This is a genomic window from Paracoccus sp. J55 (assembly GCF_000513975.1).
Lineage (GTDB): Bacteria > Pseudomonadota > Alphaproteobacteria > Rhodobacterales > Rhodobacteraceae > Paracoccus.
The window spans coordinates 1-20,346 of the sequence record NZ_AZVA01000045.1; the positions used below are offsets into that span (position 1 = coordinate 1).

Consider the following 20,346-nt stretch of genomic DNA (forward strand, 5'->3'; position numbering starts at 1 on the left):
GGTCATCATCTTCGCAACCGTGTCACGCGAGATGTTGAACACCCGCGCCGCTTCCCGCTGGCTCATGCCTTCCGCGCAAGCCTGGCGAACTCTCAGATATAGGTCCACGCTGTAAATCCTCACGCCCTCCCTGCCGCCGCAGAAAGGGAATAGGTGGACGACTTTTACGCCGCCCGCAGCAGCACCAAGCCACCGCTACCGTGGACGAATTTCTCACCGCCGTTCTCATCAGATCACGCTACGAAAAAATTCTACTTATGCATCCCTCTTAACCACGGGGAGGATTACCATGATGTGGATGGCGATCGCGGGTGCACAGTGCCTATCCCGGCTGGAGGTGCCACTTTCGCAGACTACTGCCTGTCGAGCCGCCGATAATACTGGCCGGGCTGGTTGGTGGCGGGATCGATCACGCGGAAGCAATTGGCAAGCTGGTCCACGCTTTGCAGGACGCCAAGCAGCGCATAAGCATTAAACGGATTGCCTGCGCCAGTTTCGTAATGACTGACATAGTTCGCCATGATCGACGGCACATGATGGATCCTGAGATCGGCGATCTGTTGAGGCGTCAGGACGCAGCGTCCCGCTGCGTGATAGAGATCAACCGCCGCCGTTATCGCGTCTATGTAGGTAGACAGGGTGCGTCTGTCGCCCCGCGTCGCGTAGTCGGGCGGCACCGGAATCTCTAAACGGGTGATGATCTGGCCCAGCTTATATTCAAGGTATTGGCGGACAAACGGCTCCCCAATGTCTATCTGGCCCGCATTCAGATACTGCTCAGCCTGTGCTTTCAGACGGTTGGCCTGCTGCGCGGCAATCATCAGTCGCCCACGGGGCGGCATGCCTTGCAGCTTCTGGTGATGCCATTCAGTCGTGCCGTTGAGCCTGTCAAAGTATTTTTCCAGGCTCGTGTCATGGCTGAGGATGATGAATTGAAGCCCGCCCGGAAGGCCATTCGCCGCGCCGTAGCGAAGTTTGGTCCGGATCGTGTCCATCAGACTGAACTGATGTCCGGCGTCAAAGCTTGATGTCACATCATCCAGCACCATGAAACGCGGGCACAAACAGCGCCGAACCCGGGACAGGCCAAAGCCCCTTGCGCCGCATCTCCTGGCGCCACTGATAGATGTGCTGCCGCGTCAGGTCGGCTTCGCGCGCAACATCCGCCACGGTCCGGCCGCCAACACCAACGCGCTCAAGAACCGAAATCTTCTCGGCATCCGACCAGCGGCGGCGACGCTCCCGCCCCAGAACCTCAACATGACGCACCAGATGTCAGCTCCTCGATACGACGTCGGTAACGACGTCAATAACGACATAGCTTAAGATCTGAGACCAAGATCAGAAGGCGGTTCCAATCGGGACGTGACGAACTATAAGAGGCTGCTGCAATTTCCAAGGCGAGAGGCTGTTCCACGTGTTCGACCGCAATGTAATCGAACTATACGGGTCAACGCAAATCAGCCTATTTGCCCATCCAAACACTGCCGCAGCAGTCCTGCGGCATATTGCGTGGGGGGAGGTGTCTTCGTGAACAATATCCGATAGATCACCGGTGCCACGACCCGATCGAGCAGGGTTTCCGCGTCGGGCAGGGTTGCGCCTTGCCGGACACCGCGAGCAATGATGCTGGCGAGGTTGCGCAGGATACATTCCGTGCATTGGCCCGCACGTTCGGTCGAGCTTCCGGCCAGCGCTTCGTGCAGCAACTCGCGTCCAGGGCCGGAATGGGGTCAGATGACAGCACCCAATATGGCACATTGCGATGCCGGGAGCGGGAGCCATCCACACCATCAATGGCGCTGCCACGACTCGACATCGATCATGATGGTCTTCTCCTCAGCAGCCTCGGCCGCCAGGCCGGTCGTGATAGCTTCGACCGCAATTCCCATCCATTGGGCTCGGCGTCGCGCCGGGCTTTCTCGTTTCAGGGCTCTGACATGGCCAACTATCATACCTTGTTCAGCATGAACTAAGTATAGACGCATAGTTGGCCACTGCTACTCCTCCCATGTTGAAGACCAATCCCGCCCTTGGGTTCGGGGCCTGAATTTCTCCAGCATTGCCAGTGAGTTGACGGAAGGCCATGACGTGCATCGACACGCCGGTTGCGCCGATCGGATGGCCCTTGGCCTTCAATCCGCCCGAGAGATTGACCGGGGTGCGCCCTTCGCGCAGGACGCGGCCGCTTGCGATGGCCTCTGCTCCGTTTCCGGCCTCGGCCAGGCCCATCGCCTCGTAGATCATCAGCTCCGCGATGGTAAAGCAATCGTGCACCTCGGCGAAACCGAGGTCGTCGACACCGATGCCTGCCTCGGAGTAGGCCCGCCGGATCGCCCGTGCCGGGCCTTCGAATGCCGCAAGGTCCCTGAGCGACATCGGAAGCAGATCGTTGACCTGCACCGCCGCCCTGAACCGCGCGACATGCTCATGCCCCTGTGCGAGATCGGTGGACGTCAGGACAAGCGCGGCCGCCCCGTCAGACACCAGCGAGCAATCCGTCAGGCGCAAAGGGGGGGCAACGACCGGATTGCGGTCGCCTATGGTGGCACAGTCTGCGACCGTCATCGGGCGGCGCATGTGGGCGAGCGGATTCGCCATCGCATTCATGTGGTTTTTCGAGGCGATCTGCGCCATGGCTGGCAGGGGATCACCATGGCGTTCGCCATAGGCCTGCGCAGCCAGCGCGAAGACGCCGGGGAAGCTGAGGGCCGCCTCGGCCGGGTTGTTCTGATAGCCAGCGCCGGCAAGGGCCTCGGTGACCTCGGGAGTGCTGCGCGAGGTCATCTTCTCGGCGCCGACGACCAGAACCCGCTTTGCCTGTCCCGCCAGGATCGCAGCCATGCCGGCATGAATTGCCGCCGTCCCGGAGGCACAGGCGTTTTCGACCCGCGTCGATGGCTTGAACCGCAGCCCGGGATCGGTCTGCAAGACCAGCGACGAGACGAAACTGTCGCGCACCAGTCCCGAATTGAAATGACTGATAAAGATGGCGTCGATCGCATCGCCCGAAAGGCCCGCTTCGTGCAGTGCCTCGCGGCTGGCTGTGACGATCAGCGTTTCCAGATTGTCGTCGAGCCGCCCAAAGCGCGTGTGCCCGGTGCCGATGATGCAGATATCAGAGATGTCAGATGCCATAGGACCCATTCCGTTATTTGTGCTGGAAGACTGCGGTGCGCTTTTCGGAAAAGGCCTCCATGCCTTCACGACGGTCGGCCGTAGCGTAGAGCGCATGAAAAAGCCGCCGTTCGAGGCGCAGCCCTTGGGTGAGTCCGTCGGGGGTGACGGCGATGGCCTCCTTGATCGCCATGGCTGCGGGCAGAGAGGCCTCGGCGATGCTGCGAGCAAGCGCCATCGCCTCGTCCTGCAACCGGCCGGCGGGGACGATGCGGGTCAGCAGGCCGGCCGACTGCGCTTCGGCCGCATCCATGGGGCGTCCGGTCAGGGCCATCTCCATGGCTCTGGCTTTGCCGATGGCCTGCGGAAGCCTTTGTGTGCCGCCCGCGCCGGGCATGGTGCCCAGGCGTATCTCCGGCAGTCCGAAACGGGCAGTTTCGTCCGCAAGGATCATGTCGCACATCAGCGCCAACTCGCATCCCCCACCAAGTGCCGCGCCGGACACCACGGCGACGACCGGCTTACGGCATTCGCCAAGGGTGCCCAGGTCGGCGAGGTAATTACCTGTCAGTGTGCGCGGAAAAGCGACCGGGATCGCTTCCTTGATGTCGGCCCCGGCACAGAAGTGGCGGCCTTCGCCCCGTATGAGCAGGCAGCCCACGCTGTCGTCAACCTCCAGCGCGCGCACGACCCGTGCGAGCTCTGCCGCCATGGCGATCGTGATGGCGTTCAGGGCTTCGGGACGGTTCAGGGTGATCACGGCGACACGGCCTTCACGGCGTGTCGTCACGAAACCGGTTTCCGTTTCGGGCGGCGTGCTCTCGGGCCGGGCATTCCCGCTCGGGCTGGTCTCTCTCGGGTTGGTCATGAGGCTATCTCTCCAGTCAGGGGAAAGCGAAGATGCGCCGCTGGGCGGCTTTGCGGGGTGGCGACCCTCCTCGGGCGGACAGGATGGGCAGGCGTTTTGTCGACATCCGTCAATATCGCAGCGGCCAGTTGCGCAGGCGCGCGCGGGCGCGCATCGCAAGCCGCGCCAGGCCGTGCGGTTCGAGGATGAGAAAGCCGATGATGAGCCCGCCGAAGATCATCAACTCCAGATTGGCAACCGTGTCGGGGCGGATCGTGCCCCCCAGCAGTGTCGCGAGATTGGTGATCGCCACGGGCAGCAGCACGATGAAGCCCGCGCCGAGGAACGAGCCGGCTATGCTGCCCAGCCCCCCGATGATCACCATGAACAGGATCTGGAACGAGCGGTGCATGGTGAAGGCCTCGACATCCACATTGCCGAGGTAGAGAAAGCTCCACATCGCGCCCGCCACCCCGCAGAAGAACCCGCAGACCGCGAAGGCGGTGATCTTGGCGCGTGGCACGGAAATTCCGGTCAGGACGGCTGCCGTCTCCTTGTCGCGCACCGCCAGCCAGCCGCGACCCTCGGCCGAGCGGACGAGGTTGCGGGCGACGAGCGCCAGGCCCACGGTGAAGACGAAGGCGACCTCGTAGCGCGCTGCGACCGATGTCAGCGGAATGCCGAACAGCGACAGTGGCGGCGCCCCCACAATGCCCGAGGCGTTGTTGAGGAAGAGCCAGGGCACATGGGTGCAGATCCATTCGATGAAGAATTGCGCCATCAGCGTCGCAACCACGACATAGAGGCCGCGGATCCGCAGGCTCAGCAGCCCGAAGACGGCGCAGACCAGCCCCGCGATCACGCCCGCCAGAAGGAAGGCCAGGGGGAAGGGCAGCGCCGGGATGCGGATCACCATGTTCACCGCCGCATAGGCCCCGACCGCCATGAAGGCGCCGGAGCCAAGCGAGATCTGCCCGGCGTAGCCCGTCAGAACATTTGCCCCGATCGCCGCCAGCGAAAGGATCAGAAACGGCAGGAGGATCGAGCCCAGCCAGTAGTTGCCCGCCACCAGCGGCAGAACCACGCCCCCGACCAGCAGCAGGATCAGGAAGGCCCACCGCTCCTGCGCCACCGGAAACAACTGAAGTTCCTGTGCATAGCTCGTCTTCAACGAACCGGCATCACGATAGAACATGCTCAGACCCTCGCTATGCTGGTGCTGCCGAACAGGCCTGCCGGGCGGAAGACCAACACCGCCACGGCCAGGGCATAGGGGAACCAGTTCTCGATCCCGCCGCCCACATAGGGGCCGATATAGACTTCGGCCAATTTCTCGGTTGCCCCGATCAGAAGGCCCGCGACGATAGCCCCGGGGATCGAGTTGAACCCTCCCAGAAGCATGACCGGCAGCGCCTTCAGGGCGATCAGTGTCAGCGCAAACTGCACACCGAGGCGCGCGCCCCACACCAGCCCTGCGACCAGTGCAATCACGCCGGCCGCGCTCCACACCACGGCCCAGATCATACCGAGCGGCACCCCGGCCACCTGTGCCGCCTGCGTGTCATCGGCCACCGCGCGCAGGGCGCGCCCGATCCGGGTCAGGGTGAAGAACAGCGACAGGCCCAGCACCAGAAGCGCAGCCACCCCCGCCGTCATCAGATCGGCCCGCGACACCAGGATATCGCCGATAAAGATCGGATCCTCGGGCAGGCCCAGGTTGAGTCCGCGCACATCCGTGCCCCATATCAGCTGCGCCAGACCCTCGATGAAGATCGACAGGCCGATGGTCGCCATGAAGACGATCATGTGATCCTGTCCCAGAAGCGGCCGCAGCACCGCGCGCTCGATGGCCATGGCCAGCAGCACCATCGCGGCCAGCGTCAGCACCAGCGCCGCCCACCAGGGCAGCCCGAGTTCGGTGAACCCAACGAAGTTCAGCGCGGCGAACAGCACCATGGCGCCCTGGGCGAAGTTGAACACCCCCGAAGCCTTGAAGATCAGCACGAAGCCCAAGGCGACCAGTGTGTACATCACCCCCGACAGCAGGCCGCCGATCAGCACCTCGAAAAAGAATGAAAGCGGTGACATGTCAGCCCTCCACTGCTGCGATATCGGCGCCGGTGCCCAGATAGGCACGGATCACCTCGGGATCAGCGCGGACCTCGGCGGGTGTGCCGTCGGCGATCTTGCGGCCGTAGTTCAGCACCACCACGCGGTCGGACAAGCCCATGACCACGCCGATGTCGTGTTCGATCAGAACGATCGTCGTGCCCAGTTCGGCATTGGCGGCGCGGATGAACCGGCACATGTCCTGCTTTTCCTCGTGCGTCATGCCGGCCATCGGTTCGTCAAGCAGCAGAATGCGCGGCTCTGTCGCGAGCGCCCGGCCAAGCTCCACCCGTTTCTGTACGCCGTAGGGCAGGGTCGACACCGCTCGGTAGCGGATCGGCGTCAGATCGAGGAAATCGAGGATGGCCTCGGCCGCGGCTCGGCTTTCGCCCTCTTCCCGCAAGACCGATGGCAGGCGCAGCGCCCGGGCGAAAAAGACGCCCGGAAAGCTGTTGCTGACCTTGCCGGCGCGGGCCGCGACAATGTTTTCAATGACGTTCAGTCCTGGAAACAGGGCCACATGCTGGAAGGTACGTCCGATGCCGCTGGCTGCGGCCTCGGACGGGCGCATCCGGGAACGCACCTTGCCCTCGAAAGTGATCGTGCCTTCGCGCGGGGTATAGATGCCGTTCAGCGTGTTGAGAAACGAGGTCTTGCCGGCCCCGTTGGGTCCGATGATCGACAGGATCTCGCCCTTGAAGACCTGCATGGATACATCGGTCAAAGCCTTGACCCCGCCAAAGGCGACCGAAACGCCCCTGGCCTCCATCATCACGGCAGGGGCGCCCTCGTGCCGGCGGGCGATCCGGTCCTGCTTGGCGCTCAGGGCAGTGGTGCTGCGCAGATGGCGCGTTTCGCCCATCAGGGTCAGTTCGCCGACAGCGAAGCCGTTGGGGCGTAGGGTCCAGCCGGCGAGTCCGGCCGTTCGGGCTGCGGCCTCCAGAGCCTGAGACAGGGCCTCGGCCCCGCCGGCATCGGTCAGCCGTGCCGCTTCTGCCGGGTCTGCGGCGATCTCTGCCTGCAATCCGGTGGCGCTGCGCCAGACCCGGGCGCGGTCGACAGCAGGTGCATCGCGCAGCTTCGCCTCGGCGCGGGTTTCCGCATCGCCGGCAGAGTCTTCGGCAAGAGGAATGCCCATGGCGCGCAGCCGGTCGAGAGTGGTCGGCGCGACAAGGCCCGAACTGACCCTGGCCAGCCGGCACCGCGTCAGGCCGATGGCATTCCGCAGCGATGCCGCATAGAACCGACCGCCGATGCCGCGCGCCCTTGTCGTCGCATCACTGCCCTGCCCGAGGCGCGCGCGAATATCGCGGTCGATCAGCTCCCAGACCCGGGCCGGCGCCACCAACGCATCGGGATTCACATCGTGCAGATCGAGCGGCAGGGTGGCCGGGCCTTCAACGCAGTTGATCACGGCACCAGTCGCCAGCGGGAGCGCCAGCGACAGAGCCGCGTCCTCCACAGAGGAAACCGGTAGGAAAGCGATCAGCCGCGCCCCCTCGCCGATGCCGGGCGCAAAGCCGTCCGCGGCAGTGAGCAGGCTGTCGAGATCATGCGCGATGAGCGCCGGAGCCGCATCGCGCCCGTCGACATGAAGCAGGATCCTGCCGGGTTGCGCGGTTGCGGGCAGGACCGCTGTGCCGGCGGCTTCGGGATCGGCGGCAAGTGGCAAGGTCTCGCCTAACCACCAGCGGGCGGCATGTTCATCGGCGGCCAGAGCCAGTGTCGCGCCCCCCTCGGGCATGCCGAACCGGCGCAGGAAGTCGGGCCCCAGCGGCATCGCATCGGCACCAAGGCCCTGTGCGGCGACTAGGGCCGCATAGAGCTCGGGCCGGTTCTCGCCGATCACCGCCACCCGGTCGCCTGGACCGATGCCGCGCGCGCTCAGTACTGCGGCTTGGGCGCACACCTGATTGTGCAGGTCAGTTGCAGACCAGCCCTGCCAGATGCCCCCCCGTTTGTGCCGCATCAGCACCCGGTCCGGCGCGTGGGAACACAGCCGCTCGAGCGCCGTCAGCAGGCTTTCGCCTGATCCGCGTCCGGCCAGGGTCGGCGTTACGGCCCGGAGCATGGCTGGCCTGTTCGCTCCGATCACACTCATGTCAGCCACCTCTTGCGGTCCGTGAAGCTGGCCATGCCTTCATCGGCAAAGCCCAGGTAGCTCGCCTTGATCTCGGGATCAGAGGCCAGTTCAGCGGCGGGTCCACTGCGCATCACCCGGCCGTTTTCGACAAGACAGCCGTGGGTTGCAAAGCGCAGGGCAACAGCGGCATTCTGTTCGGCCAGCAGGAAGGTCACGCCTTCGTCGCGGTTCAGCCGGGCGATGATGCCGAAGATCTCTTCGACGAGCTGCGGGGCGAGCCCCATCGAGGGTTCGTCCAGGAGGATCATCCGGGGCCGCGCCATCAGGGCGCGGCCGATGACACACATCTGCTGTTCGCCGCCCGACAAGAGTCCCGCATGGGATTTGCGGCGCTCCTTGAGGCGGGGAAAGTAGCTGAACACCATCTCCAGCGTCTGGGCCACGGCGGCCGCGCCGTCGCGGCGCGTGAAGGCGCCGACCCGCAGATTGTCCTCGACGGAAAGCCCGCCGAAGGCATGGCGCCCCTCCATCACCAGCGAGATGCCGCGCGCGGCCATCTGCGAGGCGTCCAGCCGGTCGATCCGTTCTCCGTCGTAAAGGATCGTGCCTTTGGTGACCTCGCCCCTTTCGCTGCGCAAAAGGCCCGCGATGGCTTTCAGTGTCGTGGTCTTGCCGGCACCGTTGGCCCCCAGGAGGGCGGCGACCCCGCGACGCGGGACCGTCAGAGACAGGGCATGCAGAACCATCGCCTGACGCGAATAGACGACCTCGATCGCGTTCACCGCAAGCAATGGCTCTGCCGGGGAAGAGGCGCCCCGCATCGCGGGGCTGATGGTATCGACAGGGCGTTCCATGCGCCTCAGCCCTCGGTCGCGCAGTCGCGCGGCGTGATACCCTTTTCCGTGGCATAGGCGGCGGCCGATTTCTCGATCAGCGGGCGGACGATTTCGGCATCAGGCTCGATCCAGTCAGAGATGACTTTCCATTTCGCGCCATCCCATTGCTGCATGATTGCCCGACCGCCGCCCTCGTGATCCTCGCAGGTGATTGCGATCTCGGCCATCAAGCCTTCCAGTCCTAACTCCCGAAGCCGCTCGGTCGTCAGGGTCAGGTGTTCCAGGCCCCAGCGAACCTCTTCACCCGTTAGGGGGCGGTCGCCGAATTTTTGCATAGCGGTGCGTATGCCTTCGGTCACCACGACAGCATGCAGGATGCCGCGCACGAAATAGGTCGACCCGATGCGTTCTTCCGAGACATGGCCCTTGCCCTTGGCATAGACATGGGCCCGTATGTCTTCGTAGATGGGATGGCTGCCACCCACTGCGTGGAAGCTGCCGGTGATGAAGCCCTTCGCCGCATCGCCGGCCGGGATCACATCCTCTTCCGAACCCGACCACCACCAGCCTATGATCTTGTCGCGGGCGATGCCGGCGCGCTGGGCTTCTTTCAGGCCAGCAGCGGTTGCGGCGCCCCAGCCGCGGAACAGCACCCAGTCGGGTCTAGCCTGGCGCACCTGCAACCAGACAGCCCGTTGGTCGAGCCCCGGAGGCGCAATCGGGAAGGTGGTGACCTCGAAGCCGTATTTCTCGGCCTGGGCCGCCAGCACGGGTTCGGTCTCGCGGCCGGCGGCGAAGTCCATCACCACATTGGCGATCTTCTTGCCCTTCAATGCTTCGAACCCGCCCTCCTGTTCGGCGATCCAGCGGATGGTTGCGGTATTCTCGCTCCAGTAGTTGGCGACCGCGGGAAAGATATAGGGGAAGATACGGCCGTCCGAGCTGTCGGTGCGCCCGTACCCCACGGTCACGCTGGGGATCTTGTCGGCGGTCATCCGATCGATCAGCGCATAGACCCCGCTGGTGCCCGAGGGCGTGAAGGCGGCGGCACCCGTCGGACCCATGCCCTTCTGGCGCTCGTAGCATTCGATCATCCGGTCGGGTTGGTAGGCGGTCTCACATTCCTGATAGACCAGCTTCACGCCGTTGATGCCGCCATCGCGCTGATTGAGCATCTCGAGATAGTCGGCATAGGCGCCGTAGATCCCGACACCTCCTGCGGCATAGGGGCCGGTACGGTAGATCGACACCGGCACAAACTGCTCGGCCGTCTGCGCGGTTGCCCCCGCCGCAGACACGAGCAGACAAAGCACGGCCAAGCCGCCCTGCACAAATTTCATGACTTCCTCCCTTGGCGTGGAACGGGCCTCCAACCCGTTTTGGTCCGACGATAATTTCTAGTCATATAGAAAATGGCCCGTCAAGAAGATTCTTAATTCACGAAAAGCGCCATATTTTCTGAAGGTGCACGGTTTTGGAAAAAATATGGTCCGACAAAACTGTTGACGACAAAGCTTTAGTCCGACAATAAATTGGCCAATGAACCTGGATTGACCTGACATGCACCTCGAATCGACACATCTCACCTTGCCGAGCGGTCTGGCCCTGAGGCCCGATCATTTCCAGGTGCCGCTTGATATCCGGGCGGTCGCAGCCGAGATGGCACGTGGCGGCCTGATGCTGGACACGACGGTCCTGCCACGGCAGTTCGCCGGCGGGCTGGCCAACCTGAACTACCTGATCCGTCTGCAAGATGGCTGGGCGGTGCTGCGCCGCCCGCCGTCCGGGCCGCTGCCGCCGGGCGCCAACGACATGGCGCGTGAACACCGCATCCTGTCGCGGCTCTGGGAGGCTCTGCCGCTGGCGCCGCGCAGCCTGCATCTGTGCACCGATCCGGCAGTGATCGGGGTGCCCTTCCAGATTCTGGAGTTCCGCGAGGGCCTGACGCTGCGGGGCGACAGCCTTGATCCGCTGCCCGCCACCCCCGAGACGGGCCGGGCACTCTCTCTCATGCTGGTGAAGACGCTGACGCAGGTGCATGCCGTCAGACCCGAGGCCGTGGGTCTGGAAAACCTCGGGCGACCGGGTGGTTTCTTCGGCCGCCAGTTGCATGGGTGGGTCGGGCGCGCCATTGATGTCGGGGGGGGCGATCTGCCCGAGGCCGCGCGCGACGTCGTGCGCTGGCTGGAGGCCTGCGCCGCACCTGCGGATGAGAACCCGGTGCTGCTGCACTCGGATTTTAAGCTCGACAATCTGCTGCTCGATCCGGGGACCCTTCGCGCCACCACGCTTGTCGATTGGGATATGGGGACGCGCGGTCCGGCGATGTTCGATCTGGCGACGATGCTCTCCTACTGGACCGAACCTGGCGATCCGCCCTGCATGCATCGCCTAGCGCAGATGCCGACCGCTCGCCCCGGCTTTGCCAGCCGCGAGGAGGTCGCCGCCGCCTATGGGCGTCAGACCGGGCGCAGCATCAACGATATCCGCCCTTGGCGGGTGCTGACCGTGCTGAAACTGGCGGTGGTATTCCTGCAATTGCATCGCCGCCATGTCACCGGCGAAACCGCCGATCCCCGCTATGCCGCCTTCGGCGAGTTGGGAACCGATCTCTACGCCTTTGCGCTGGATGTGGCGCGCGGGCGACTGTTCTGAAGGAGGACAGAATGGACTTTTCCCTGCCGCCGGAACTCGTCGAGTTGCAAGAGCGTGTGCGCAGCTTCGTCGAGACTCGGATCATTCCTTTCGAGGCCGATGCCCGTCGAAGCCCGCATGGCCCCGACGAGGGGCTACGCGCCGATCTGGTCGCCGAGGCGAGATCGGCCGGCCTCCTGAACCCGCAGGTCTCGACCGATTTCGGTGGCATGGGGCTTTCGCATCTGGGCAAGGCCGTGGTGCTGGAGGCATCGGGCTATTCGATGCTGGGCCCCATCGCCATGAACTGCGCGGCCCCCGACGAGGGCAACATGCATCTGATGGAGGCCGTCGCCACGTCCGCGCAAAAGGAGCGCTGGCTGCGACCGATGACCGAGGGGCGGACCCGGTCGTGTTTCTGCATGACAGAACCGCATCCCGGGGCCGGCGCCGACCCTGGCCGGCTGAGCACCACCGCCGTCAAAAAGGGGGACCGCTTTGTCATCAACGGCATGAAATGGCTGATAACCGGTGCCGATGGGGCTGCCTTCGCGATCATCATGGCGCGGACGATCGTCGACGGTCAGGAACTTGGTGCCACCATGTTCCTGTGCGATCTGCCTACGCCCGGCTTCCGCATCCAGCGGAGCCTTGACACGATGGATTCGAGCTTTGCGGGTGGTCATGCCGTTGTCGAACTCGAGGGGCTCGAAATCCCGGAGACCGACATTCTGGGCGAGATCGGCCAAGGGTTCCGCTATGCGCAGGTCCGGCTGGTTCCGGCGCGGCTGACCCATTGCATGCGCTGGCTCGGCGCGGCGCAGCGCGCCCATGACATCGCCACCTGCTACGCGAAGGAACGCGAGGCTTTCGGGCAGACCCTGATTCGGCATGAGGGCGTGGGCTTCATGCTGGCGGATACCGAGATTGATCTGCATCTGACCCGGCTGGGGGTCCGCCATTGCGCTTGGCTTCTCGATCAGGGCAACCGCGCATCTGCCGAAAGCAGCATGATCAAGGTTCATGCCTCCGAGGCCTGCTTCCGCGTGGCCGACCGTGCCGTCCAGATCCTCGGCGGAATGGGCGTCACCCGCGAAACCGAGGTCGAACGCATCTTTCGCGACATCAGGGCCTTCCGCATTTACGACGGCCCCTCGGAAGTACATCGCTGGAGCATCGCACGCAGGCTGGAGAGGAGGACAGCATGACGGGATCGGCTTTGAGACAGGCGCTTGACGGCCTATCGGGAAAAGTCGTGATCGTCACCGGGGGGGGGCGTGGTCTGGGCAAGGCCATCGCCGCGGGTTTCGTGGCCGAAGGGTGCCGCGTCGCGATAACCGGACGCAATCGCGAAACGCTGGATGCCACCGTAGCCGAGATCGGAGGCGAGGTGCTGGCCTGCCCTGCCGATGTGACCGATGAGGATCAGATCGAGGCCCTTTGCGCCACCGTCCGCGACCGCTGGGGCCGGATCGACGTGCTCGCCAACAACGCCGGAATCAACCCGTTCTACAAACGGGCCGAGCATACCGGGCGCTCGGAATGGCAGCAGATCATTGATGTCAACCTGACGGGCGTGTTCTTCGCCTGCAAACATGCGGGCCGCGCCATGCTGGAGCAGGGGGCAGGATCCATCATCAATATCACCTCGGTTGCGGCCCGCGTCGCGCTGGATCGCACCACCGCCTATTGCGCCGCCAAAGCGGGCGTCGAGCGGATGACGGCCGAGCTGGGGCTCGAATGGGCGCGGCGCGGGGTGCGCGTGAATGCGGTCGGTCCCGGCTATTTCGCCACCGACCTGACCGAGGGTCTTCGCAGCAATGCCGCGCTGGCCGAAGGGGTCATGGCCCGCACGCCGATGGGCCGTTTCGGCCAGCCAGACGAGTTGGTGGGGGCCTGCCTGTATCTGGCATCGGATGCGGCGGCCTATGTCACCGGAACCACCCTAATGGTCGACGGAGGATGGACCGCATGCTGAACGCGAGTGAAAGCCCAGAGATGGCACTCGATGGCCTGAAGGTGCTCGATTTGACCCGCCTTTTGCCCGGTGCTTTCGCCACCCAGGTTCTGGCCGATATGGGCGCAGAGGTACTCAAGATCGAGCAGCCCGGGACCGGTGACTACAACCGCGCCTTCCCGCCGATCGCCAAGGAGGAATCCGGGTCGTTCCTGCTGCTGAACCGAAACAAGCGCAGCCTGACGCTCAATCTCAAGACCGAGGCGGGCAAGACCATCCTGCGCGATCTGGTGCGCGGTGCCGATATCCTGATCGAGGGGTTCCGGCCGGGGGTGATGGACAGGCTGGGCCTCGGCTACGAAGATCTGCGCGCCATCAACCCGGGCCTCGTCTATTGCGCCATCTCAGGCTATGGGCAGACCGGTCCGTGGAGGCTGCGCCCGGGCCACGACATGAACTATCTTGCCGAGGCGGGTGCGCTGCAGCTGTTTGGAAAGGCGGGCGAGGGGCCGATTGTGCCGGGCCTCTCGATTGCCGATGTGGGCGGCGGGTCGCTGATGGCCACGACGGGCATTCTGGCCGCGCTCTGGTCGCGAGCCAAAACCGGGCAGGGCCAGTTCGTCGACATATCGATGCATGACGGCGCGATTTCTTGGCTGGCTCTGCATGGCGCAGATGCGCTTTTCGCCGGGATCGAGCCGAGGGGCGGCGAGCGTCCCCTGATCGGACGGGCTCCCTGCTACAACGTCTATGAATGTGCCGACGGCCGCCATGTCGCGCTGGGCGCCATCGAAGAGCATTTCTGGGAGCGATTCTGCCAGGTTTTCGGAACGCCCGAGTTCATCGACCGGCAATGGCCCGAGGGTGAGGAGGCCGATGCCCAAAAGGCCGCTTTGCAGGCACGCTTTATGACCCGGAGCCGCGATGAATGGGTGGACGAGCTCGGTCCCTCCGATATTCCATTCGGCCCGGTGCTCGATATCGCCGAAGCCCTGGTCACCGATCACGCCCGTGCGCGCGACATGCTGCTGCATGTCGAGCATCCGGTCGAAGGCGCCGTGCCGCAACTCGGCTTCCCGATCAAACTGTCAGAGACCCCGGCGTCGATCCGGTCGGCTCCGCCACGGCTTGGCGAACACACGAAAGAGGTTCTGGAGGGCCTCGGCTACGACGAAACGCAGATCGGCACCCTGCGGGAGGCAGGTGCCATCTGATGGTCAGGAATGGGCTTCATCCAAGGTAGGAGGGACAGATGCCCCGCAACATGCAGGATTATGAGGCGACACGCGGCAGCTTCAGTTGGAAGGTTCCTGAGCGGTTCAACTTCGCCACCGATGTCGTTGACCGGTTCGCCGGCGAAGGAGACGGCATGGCACTGATCTGGGCTAATGCCGAAGGCGAGGAGCGGTCTTTCCGCTTCTCCGACATTTCGGCCGCGTCACGCCGTGCGGCCGCGGCGCTGGCGGCGCGTGGCATCGGCAAGGGCGATGTGGTGTTGATCATGACGCCGCGCATCCCGGAATGGCAGATCGCGATGGTGGCCTGCCTGCGCATCGGGGCCGTGGCGATCCCCTGCATCGAGATGCTGACCGCAAAGGATCTTGCCTTCCGTATCGACCATGCCGGGGTGAAGGGCGTGATCTGCCGGCTGTCCCATGCCGCGAAATTCGACGGCCTGCTGAGCGCGGCCCCCGCGCGGTTGTCAATCGGTGGTGCCGCACCGGGCTTTGATGACTGGGATACCGCTCTGGCCAATGCCCCGGCCGACATCGCCCCGGCCGAGGTGATGGCGGATGACCCGGCCGTCCTCTACTACACCTCCGGCTCGACAGGGATGCCAAAGGGCGTGCTGCATGCCGCGCGCGGCCTCTATGCTTGGCGCGGCTCGGCCGAGTTCTGGCTCGATCTCGGCCCCGGCGACATCATCTGGTGCACGGCCGATGTCGGCTGGTCCAAGGCGGGCACATCCATCCTCTTCGGTCCGTGGAGCATGGGGGCGTGCAGCTTCTTCTTCGATGGTCCCTTCGACCCGGCAGAGCGGCTGCGGCTGCTGGCGAAATATCGCGTGACCGTCTATTGCGCGCCCGGAACCGAACTCTTCCGCGTCGTGGACGAGGAAATCGCAGCGCATGACCTGACCTCTCTGCGCCATACTGTCTCTTCGGGCGAAACCCTCAATCCCGTGGTGGCCGACCGCTGGCGCCAACGGACCGGCATCCCGATCCTGGAGGCCTACGGCCAGACGGAAACGCTAATGACATTGCTGAACTACCCCTGCAAGGAGGTTCGCGACGGGTCCATGGGCCTGCCGATGCCGGGGCTCGACCTCGACGTGATCGACGATGACGGCCTGCGTTTGCCGGCTTGCGCCGAGGGTGAGATCGCGATCCGCCTGCCTGTGCCCCAGATGATGCTGGGCTATCTGCACGATGATGAGCGGACAAGGGCCGCGATCGTTGAGGGGCCGGACGGGAGGTGGTTTCTGACCGGCGACCGGGGCGAACGCGATGCCGATGGCTATTTCTACTATCGGGGCCGGCGGGATGATGTGATCAGCTCTTCCGGCTACCGGATCGGCCCGACCGAGGTCGAGAATGCCCTTCTCGACCATCCGGCGATCCTTGAATGCGCCGTGATCGGCAAGCCCGACCAGCACCGGGGCGAGATCGTCAAGGCATTCGTCGTCCTGCGCGACGCGCGAGAGCTGACCGAGCAGCTCGTCGGTGAGATACAGGAGCATGTCAAAGCCTCTACCGCGCCCTATAAATATCCGCGCGAGATCGAGGCCGTGCCGGAGCTTCCCAAGACCCAGACCGGCAAGATACAGCGCAAGGCTCTGCGCGATCTTGAAAAGAGCCGCAATTCCGAACTCCAAATACAGGTTTCCAAAGCCAATGCCTCCTGACGTCGCGACGCCCCAGCCCGCCTTCCGCGCCTTTGCGGCGGAAATCGAACGCAAGATCATCTCGCGCGAAATCAAGCCGGGCGAGACCCTGCCCTCCGAGGCCAAACTGGCGGAAAAGCTGGGCGTCAATCGCTCGACCATCCGCGAGGCGATCCGGGTGCTCGAGCAGAACGGCTTCGTCCGGCGTGAGGTGGGCAAGAAGAAGCTGTTTGCGACCCTGCCCCAATCGGGCGACATCTCGCAACGTCTGAAGATCGCGATGGTGCTGGACCAAGTGACCTTCGAGGAATTGTGGGAGGCCATGTATGCCTTGGAACCAGCCGCAGCCGATGGCGCAGCGCGACGGCGGACGGAGGCGGACATCGCGGCGTTGGAGCAGAATCTGACCGAGACCCGCGCGGCGCTTGCAGATCCGGTGCGGCTGACGGAACTCGACATTGCGTTCCACGAACTGGTCGCGAAGGCGACGGCAAACCGGGCGATCGAGGCGGCCCGTCTGCCGATCGGAGAGCTGTTCTACCCACCGTTTCTGGCGGTGATGTCGCGGCTGAACGCGAATGCACGGCTTCTCTTTGCCCATGAGCAGATCGTCGATGCCATCCGCGCGGGCGACACATCCCGTGCGCGGGTCTGGATGGAGAAACACGTGCTTGATTTCCGTCGCGGATACGAGCTGGCAAATCTGGAGATGGAACGTCCGGCCGTTCTGCCCGGAGGGCAGGCATGACCTTGGCTGCGCAAGTCGGGCCGGGTGCGAGCGATGTGCTGAAGGCGATCCGTAGCCGCCGGTCGATCCGCGCCTTCCTGCCTGATCCCATCCCGCAGGCAACGATCACCCGGCTTCTGGAGACTGCGGCCCGTGCACCATCGGGCTCGAATATCCAGCCCTGGCAGGTCATAGTTGTGACCGGGGCACCGCTGCGGCGTTTGGGAGAGGAACTGGTCCGCCGTTTTTTGGCAGGCGAGGAAGGCGAGGCCGAATACGCCTATTACCCGCGGCAATGGCGCGAGCCCTATCTGGCGCGGCGGCGCAAGGTGGGCTGGGCGCTCTATGGCAGCCTCGGGATCGCGCGCGGCCAGAACGACCGGATGGCGGCACAGCACGCCCGCAATTTTCGGTTCTTTGATGCCCCGGTCGGGATGTTCTTCACGCTTGATCGAGACATGGAAAAGGGAAGCTGGTTGGATCTTGGCATGTTTGTGCAGAATGTGATGATCGCGGCGCGCGGGCTCGGGCTGGATACCTGCCCTCAAGCCGCTTTCTGCCCTTACCACAGGGTGATTTCTGAACAGCTTTCGATTCCAGCGGATCGGCAAGTCATTCTGGGCATGGCGCTGGGCCGCGCTGCGCCGATGGCCCCGGAAAACATGTTCGAAACAGAACGCGAGCCGGTGGAGGGCTTCGCGCGCTTCATTGGCGACGCACACTGATACAGAGGAAACAACATGGATATTGACAACAAGGTGGCGGTCGTAACCGGTGGAGCCTCCGGGCTGGGCTTTGCCACCGCTTCGGCCCTGACCGAGGCTGGTGCACGTGTCGCAATAGTCGATCTGCACCCCGACAGGACGCAGGCAGCAGCAAGCCGCATCAGTGCCCTGGGCATAAGCTGCGATGTCGCCAATGCGGCGGCTGGTCAGGCCGCGATGTCTGAGATCGTCGATAAACTGGGTGCTCCGCATGTCTTGGTGAACTGTGCGGGCATTGCACCGGGCAAGCGCATCATCGGACGCAGCGGCCCGATGGACCTCGAAGAATTCGAGCGCGTGGTAAGTGTTAACCTGATCGGCACTTTTAACTGGCTGAGGCTTGCAGCCCACCGGATGACAACCAATGCACCTGATGCCACTGGTGAGAGGGGGGTGATCGTCAACACTGCCTCGGTTGCGGCCTATGAGGCGCAGATCGGTCAGGCAGCCTATGGTGCCTCGAAGGGGGGCGTCGCCGCTCTGACCCTGCCTGCCGCACGGGAATTCGCATCTCATGGCATCCGCGTTGCTGCAATCGCGCCGGGCCTGATGGGAACTGCCATGGTCGATGCCATGACGGAAGAAGTTCGTCAGGCGGTGATTGACACGATTCCGTTCCCGCGGCGGTTCGGGAAACCCGAGGAGTTCGCCGATCTGGCGATGACCATTATCCGCAACCCGATGATGAACGGCTCGGTCCATCGTCTGGATGCTGCATTGAGAATGCAGGGATAGAGGGAATGAGTCCGCACCGTCCTGCCAGTCAGTGTTACCGAGCGTGTGCGGCAGAGGCCTGGGGCTGGAGGATATGAGGCTGTACGTTACGGCCGGGGGTCACGCTCGGTTGGAGGGCTGCTAGACAGCGACCTCCAACGAGTGTCGGCATCGGTAGTTGCGCGCTCCCGCAACCATCTTTGCTGGCGTCGATTGCAAGTTATGATCGACGCCGGTCCCCGCAACCATCTTCACTTGCTCGGGCAGCAAGTGAAGATTAGATCCTGCCCCCGCAACCAAAATCCTGCACTTTCCTCAACCTCCTGTTTGCAGGAGGTTTTTTGCTGTCCGGTCAGCCGATCCGCATTCAGGCTCAGCGCCAGAATGCCCGCCAGATCGCCGTGAAGCGTAACCGTCCGGCCTGACCGCCCTGCCGCGTGCTGAGGGTGCGGGATAGTGTCCACCATCGATAGTGGACACTATGGTGATGGCGTGGCGCGTCGGACGAAGCGGCTCTGGACGGATGAGGAGAAGCGGTCGATCTGTTTCCAGACGGCTGCGCCGGGCGTTTCGGTAGCGCAGGTGGCGCGACGCTACGCGGTCAATGCGAACCTGATCTTCAAGTGGTTGCGCGATCCCCGCTTTGCGCCCGACCCGGCGTCGGTTCCGGCCTCGTCGGAGGAGGCGCGGTTTTTGCCGGTAGAGATAGTCGCGGAAGAGCAAGCACCTGCGGCAGCGCCTGTCGCCGAGAACCGCATCGAGATCGAGCTGGCCGGCGGTCACCGGATGCGGATCAGCGGGAGCTATGATCCCGAGGCGCTGGCGCGGCTGATCCGGGGTCTCACGGCGTGATCCCGGTTCCGGCCACTACGAGGGTCTGGCTGGCGGCCGGGGTGACGGACATGCGCAAGGGCTTTGCAGCGCTCGCGGCGCAGGCCGAGGCCGTGCTGAAGCAGGACCCGTTCGCCGGGCATCTGTTCGTGTTCCGCGGTCGCCGGGGCGATCTAGTGAAGGTGATCTGGTGGGATGGCCAGGGGGCCTGCATGTTCATGAAGCGGCTGGAGAAGGGACGGTTCGTCTGGCCCTCGGCGAAGGAAGGCAAGGTGGCGCTGACGCCGGCGCAGCTGTCGATGCTCCTGGAAGGGATCGACTGGCGCGCGCCGGAGCGGACCTGGAGGCCCTTGGCGGCAGGCTAATCCAAGGGGCATGCAATCGCAGGATTCCCACAAGGAATCCCGTGAGATAGACTTCTCCCATGCTCGATCACACCCTGACCCTGCCGGACGACCCCGAGGAGCTTCGCAGCTTCACCGCGCGGCTTCTGGCCGAGGTGAAGGCGCAGGCGATCCTGATCGAGAAGCTGCGCCACCAACTGGCCGGGCACCGGGCACACCGGTTCGGCGCGTCCTCGGAGACGGCAGAACAGCTTCAGTTGGCTCTTGAGGCCAGCGAGATCGCGGCCGCCGCGATGACGGCGCGGATGCGTCTGCCGGACATCGAGGAGAAGGGCAAACCCAAGCGCCGTCCGATCCCGGATCATATCCCCCGGATGGAGGTGGAACTGATGCCCGGCGCCGATGCCTGTGCCGATTGCGGCGGTCGCCTGCGCCGGATCGGCGAGGACGTCACGGAAGAGCTGGAGTATGTTCCTGGGCGCTTCATCGTGAACCGGAT

At 64.3% G+C, this 20,346-nt stretch carries 23 protein-coding genes; 12 read left to right on the forward strand and 11 right to left on the reverse strand.

Going from position 1 to position 20,346, the window contains the following annotated elements; genetic code table 11:
* The 4 genes from PARJ55_RS23595 to PARJ55_RS24910 all read right to left on the reverse strand — a co-directional run.
* Positions 1-123, reverse strand: a 123-nt coding sequence (locus PARJ55_RS23595; protein WP_198019395.1) for a helix-turn-helix domain-containing protein, incomplete at its 3' end; no start/stop codon positions are given.
* A gap of 230 nt (positions 124-353) precedes the next feature.
* Positions 354-1,049 (reverse strand): hypothetical protein, encoded by a 696-nt coding sequence (locus PARJ55_RS0119435; RefSeq protein ID WP_198019396.1) that lies wholly within the window; start codon positions 1,047-1,049, stop codon positions 354-356.
* Positions 1,036-1,269 (reverse strand): transposase, encoded by a 234-nt coding sequence (locus PARJ55_RS23600; RefSeq protein WP_232215754.1) that lies wholly within the window; start codon positions 1,267-1,269, stop codon positions 1,036-1,038. The genes PARJ55_RS0119435 and PARJ55_RS23600 overlap by 14 nt, the downstream gene beginning before the upstream one ends.
* 191 nt (positions 1,270-1,460) lie before the next feature.
* A complete protein-coding gene (locus PARJ55_RS24910) occupies positions 1,461-1,709 on the reverse strand; it encodes a TetR/AcrR family transcriptional regulator C-terminal ligand-binding domain-containing protein (protein ID WP_198019397.1) in 249 nt (82 codons plus the stop codon).
* Here PARJ55_RS24910 and PARJ55_RS24400 point away from each other — a divergent pair.
* A complete protein-coding gene (locus PARJ55_RS24400) occupies positions 1,605-1,976 on the forward strand; it encodes a hypothetical protein (RefSeq protein WP_198019399.1) in 372 nt (123 codons plus the stop codon). The two genes, PARJ55_RS24910 and PARJ55_RS24400, sit on opposite strands and share 105 nt — an antisense overlap.
* On the opposite strand, the gene PARJ55_RS0119445 is transcribed toward PARJ55_RS24400, so the two are convergent.
* The 7 genes from PARJ55_RS0119445 to PARJ55_RS0119475 all read right to left on the reverse strand — a co-directional run bounded on the left by PARJ55_RS0119445 (position 1,963) and on the right by PARJ55_RS0119475 (position 10,332).
* Complete coding sequence (locus PARJ55_RS0119445) at positions 1,963-3,138, reverse strand: thiolase domain-containing protein (protein ID WP_028714512.1); 1,176 nt, start codon at positions 3,136-3,138, stop codon at positions 1,963-1,965. The two genes, PARJ55_RS24400 and PARJ55_RS0119445, sit on opposite strands and share 14 nt — an antisense overlap.
* 13 nt (positions 3,139-3,151) lie before the next feature.
* Positions 3,152-3,985, reverse strand: a complete 834-nt coding sequence (locus PARJ55_RS0119450; RefSeq protein ID WP_084637930.1) for an enoyl-CoA hydratase-related protein — start codon at positions 3,983-3,985, stop codon at positions 3,152-3,154.
* Positions 3,986-4,094: 109 nt separating this feature from the next.
* Complete coding sequence (locus PARJ55_RS0119455; protein WP_028714514.1) at positions 4,095-5,159, reverse strand: branched-chain amino acid ABC transporter permease; 1,065 nt, start codon at positions 5,157-5,159, stop codon at positions 4,095-4,097.
* Between the two features lie 2 nt (positions 5,160-5,161).
* The gene (locus PARJ55_RS0119460) at positions 5,162-6,052 is read right to left on the reverse strand and encodes a branched-chain amino acid ABC transporter permease (protein ID WP_028714515.1); all 891 of its coding nucleotides are present in this window, start codon (positions 6,050-6,052) and stop codon (positions 5,162-5,164) included.
* Between the two features lies 1 nt (position 6,053).
* Positions 6,054-8,174: an ATP-binding cassette domain-containing protein gene (locus PARJ55_RS23610; protein ID WP_084637931.1), complete on the reverse strand. Its 2,121-nt coding sequence runs from the start codon at positions 8,172-8,174 to the stop codon at positions 6,054-6,056.
* Positions 8,171-8,977: an ABC transporter ATP-binding protein gene (locus PARJ55_RS0119470; RefSeq protein WP_028714517.1), complete on the reverse strand. Its 807-nt coding sequence runs from the start codon at positions 8,975-8,977 to the stop codon at positions 8,171-8,173. Before PARJ55_RS0119470 ends, PARJ55_RS23610 begins: the two co-directional genes overlap by 4 nt.
* A 38-nt stretch (positions 8,978-9,015) precedes the next feature.
* Positions 9,016-10,332 carry an ABC transporter substrate-binding protein gene (locus PARJ55_RS0119475; protein WP_036714619.1) on the reverse strand — a complete coding sequence of 439 codons (1,317 nt, stop codon included), beginning with the start codon at positions 10,330-10,332 and terminating at the stop codon, positions 9,016-9,018.
* A 220-nt stretch (positions 10,333-10,552) separates the two neighbouring features.
* Here PARJ55_RS0119475 and PARJ55_RS22675 point away from each other — a divergent pair, with 220 nt between their 5' ends.
* From PARJ55_RS22675 to PARJ55_RS0119530, 11 genes are all read left to right on the forward strand, one after another.
* Complete coding sequence (locus PARJ55_RS22675) at positions 10,553-11,647, forward strand: phosphotransferase (RefSeq protein ID WP_036714620.1); 1,095 nt, start codon at positions 10,553-10,555, stop codon at positions 11,645-11,647.
* Positions 11,648-11,658: 11 nt separating this feature from the next.
* Positions 11,659-12,834: an acyl-CoA dehydrogenase family protein gene (locus PARJ55_RS0119485; protein WP_028714519.1), complete on the forward strand. Its 1,176-nt coding sequence runs from the start codon at positions 11,659-11,661 to the stop codon at positions 12,832-12,834.
* Positions 12,831-13,604 (forward strand): SDR family NAD(P)-dependent oxidoreductase, encoded by a 774-nt coding sequence (locus tag PARJ55_RS0119490; protein WP_036714622.1) that lies wholly within the window; start codon positions 12,831-12,833, stop codon positions 13,602-13,604. The genes PARJ55_RS0119485 and PARJ55_RS0119490 overlap by 4 nt, the downstream gene beginning before the upstream one ends.
* Entirely contained in the window at positions 13,598-14,797 is a 1,200-nt protein-coding gene (locus tag PARJ55_RS0119495; protein WP_198019398.1) for a CaiB/BaiF CoA-transferase family protein, read from the forward strand. Before PARJ55_RS0119490 ends, PARJ55_RS0119495 begins: the two co-directional genes overlap by 7 nt.
* A gap of 38 nt (positions 14,798-14,835) precedes the next feature.
* On the forward strand, positions 14,836-16,488 hold the full coding sequence (locus PARJ55_RS0119500) for an acyl-CoA synthetase (RefSeq protein ID WP_028714522.1): 1,653 nt from the start codon (positions 14,836-14,838) through the stop codon (positions 16,486-16,488).
* Positions 16,478-17,215 carry a FadR/GntR family transcriptional regulator gene (locus PARJ55_RS0119505; protein WP_028714523.1) on the forward strand — a complete coding sequence of 246 codons (738 nt, stop codon included), beginning with the start codon at positions 16,478-16,480 and terminating at the stop codon, positions 17,213-17,215. Before PARJ55_RS0119500 ends, PARJ55_RS0119505 begins: the two co-directional genes overlap by 11 nt.
* The gene (locus PARJ55_RS0119510; protein WP_051416376.1) at positions 17,212-17,919 is read left to right on the forward strand and encodes a nitroreductase; all 708 of its coding nucleotides are present in this window, start codon (positions 17,212-17,214) and stop codon (positions 17,917-17,919) included. The genes PARJ55_RS0119505 and PARJ55_RS0119510 overlap by 4 nt, the downstream gene beginning before the upstream one ends.
* 15 nt (positions 17,920-17,934) lie before the next feature.
* On the forward strand, positions 17,935-18,693 hold the full coding sequence (locus tag PARJ55_RS0119515; protein ID WP_028714525.1) for an SDR family NAD(P)-dependent oxidoreductase: 759 nt from the start codon (positions 17,935-17,937) through the stop codon (positions 18,691-18,693).
* Positions 18,694-19,128: 435 nt separating this feature from the next.
* Entirely contained in the window at positions 19,129-19,524 is a 396-nt protein-coding gene (locus tag PARJ55_RS0119520) for a transposase (protein ID WP_028714526.1), read from the forward strand.
* A complete protein-coding gene (tnpB, locus tag PARJ55_RS0119525; protein ID WP_028714527.1) occupies positions 19,521-19,868 on the forward strand; it encodes an IS66 family insertion sequence element accessory protein TnpB in 348 nt (115 codons plus the stop codon). The genes PARJ55_RS0119520 and tnpB overlap by 4 nt, the downstream gene beginning before the upstream one ends.
* A 59-nt stretch (positions 19,869-19,927) precedes the next feature.
* Positions 19,928-20,346 (forward strand): IS66 family transposase zinc-finger binding domain-containing protein (locus PARJ55_RS0119530; protein ID WP_028714528.1); only part of this gene is annotated, 419 nt, incomplete at its 3' end.

Coding starts and splice junctions, on each gene's coding strand:
- PARJ55_RS0119435 (WP_198019396.1), bottom strand. CDS start 1,049: ATGGTGCTGGATGATGTGACATCAAGCTTTGACGCCGGACATCAGTTC.
- PARJ55_RS0119445 (WP_028714512.1), bottom strand. CDS start 3,138: ATGGCATCTGACATCTCTGATATCTGCATCATCGGCACCGGGCACACG.
- PARJ55_RS0119450 (WP_084637930.1), bottom strand. CDS start 3,985: ATGACCAACCCGAGAGAGACCAGCCCGAGCGGGAATGCCCGGCCCGAG.
- PARJ55_RS0119455 (WP_028714514.1), bottom strand. CDS start 5,159: ATGTTCTATCGTGATGCCGGTTCGTTGAAGACGAGCTATGCACAGGAA.
- PARJ55_RS0119460 (WP_028714515.1), bottom strand. CDS start 6,052: ATGTCACCGCTTTCATTCTTTTTCGAGGTGCTGATCGGCGGCCTGCTG.
- PARJ55_RS23610 (WP_084637931.1), bottom strand. CDS start 8,174: ATGAGTGTGATCGGAGCGAACAGGCCAGCCATGCTCCGGGCCGTAACG.
- PARJ55_RS0119470 (WP_028714517.1), bottom strand. CDS start 8,977: ATGCGGGGCGCCTCTTCCCCGGCAGAGCCATTGCTTGCGGTGAACGCG.
- PARJ55_RS0119475 (WP_036714619.1), bottom strand. CDS start 10,332: ATGAAATTTGTGCAGGGCGGCTTGGCCGTGCTTTGTCTGCTCGTGTCT.
- PARJ55_RS22675 (WP_036714620.1), top strand. CDS start 10,553: ATGCACCTCGAATCGACACATCTCACCTTGCCGAGCGGTCTGGCCCTG.
- PARJ55_RS0119485 (WP_028714519.1), top strand. CDS start 11,659: ATGGACTTTTCCCTGCCGCCGGAACTCGTCGAGTTGCAAGAGCGTGTG.
- PARJ55_RS0119490 (WP_036714622.1), top strand. CDS start 12,831: ATGACGGGATCGGCTTTGAGACAGGCGCTTGACGGCCTATCGGGAAAA.
- PARJ55_RS0119495 (WP_198019398.1), top strand. CDS start 13,598: ATGCTGAACGCGAGTGAAAGCCCAGAGATGGCACTCGATGGCCTGAAG.
- PARJ55_RS0119500 (WP_028714522.1), top strand. CDS start 14,836: ATGCCCCGCAACATGCAGGATTATGAGGCGACACGCGGCAGCTTCAGT.
- PARJ55_RS0119505 (WP_028714523.1), top strand. CDS start 16,478: ATGCCTCCTGACGTCGCGACGCCCCAGCCCGCCTTCCGCGCCTTTGCG.
- PARJ55_RS0119510 (WP_051416376.1), top strand. CDS start 17,212: ATGACCTTGGCTGCGCAAGTCGGGCCGGGTGCGAGCGATGTGCTGAAG.
- PARJ55_RS0119515 (WP_028714525.1), top strand. CDS start 17,935: ATGGATATTGACAACAAGGTGGCGGTCGTAACCGGTGGAGCCTCCGGG.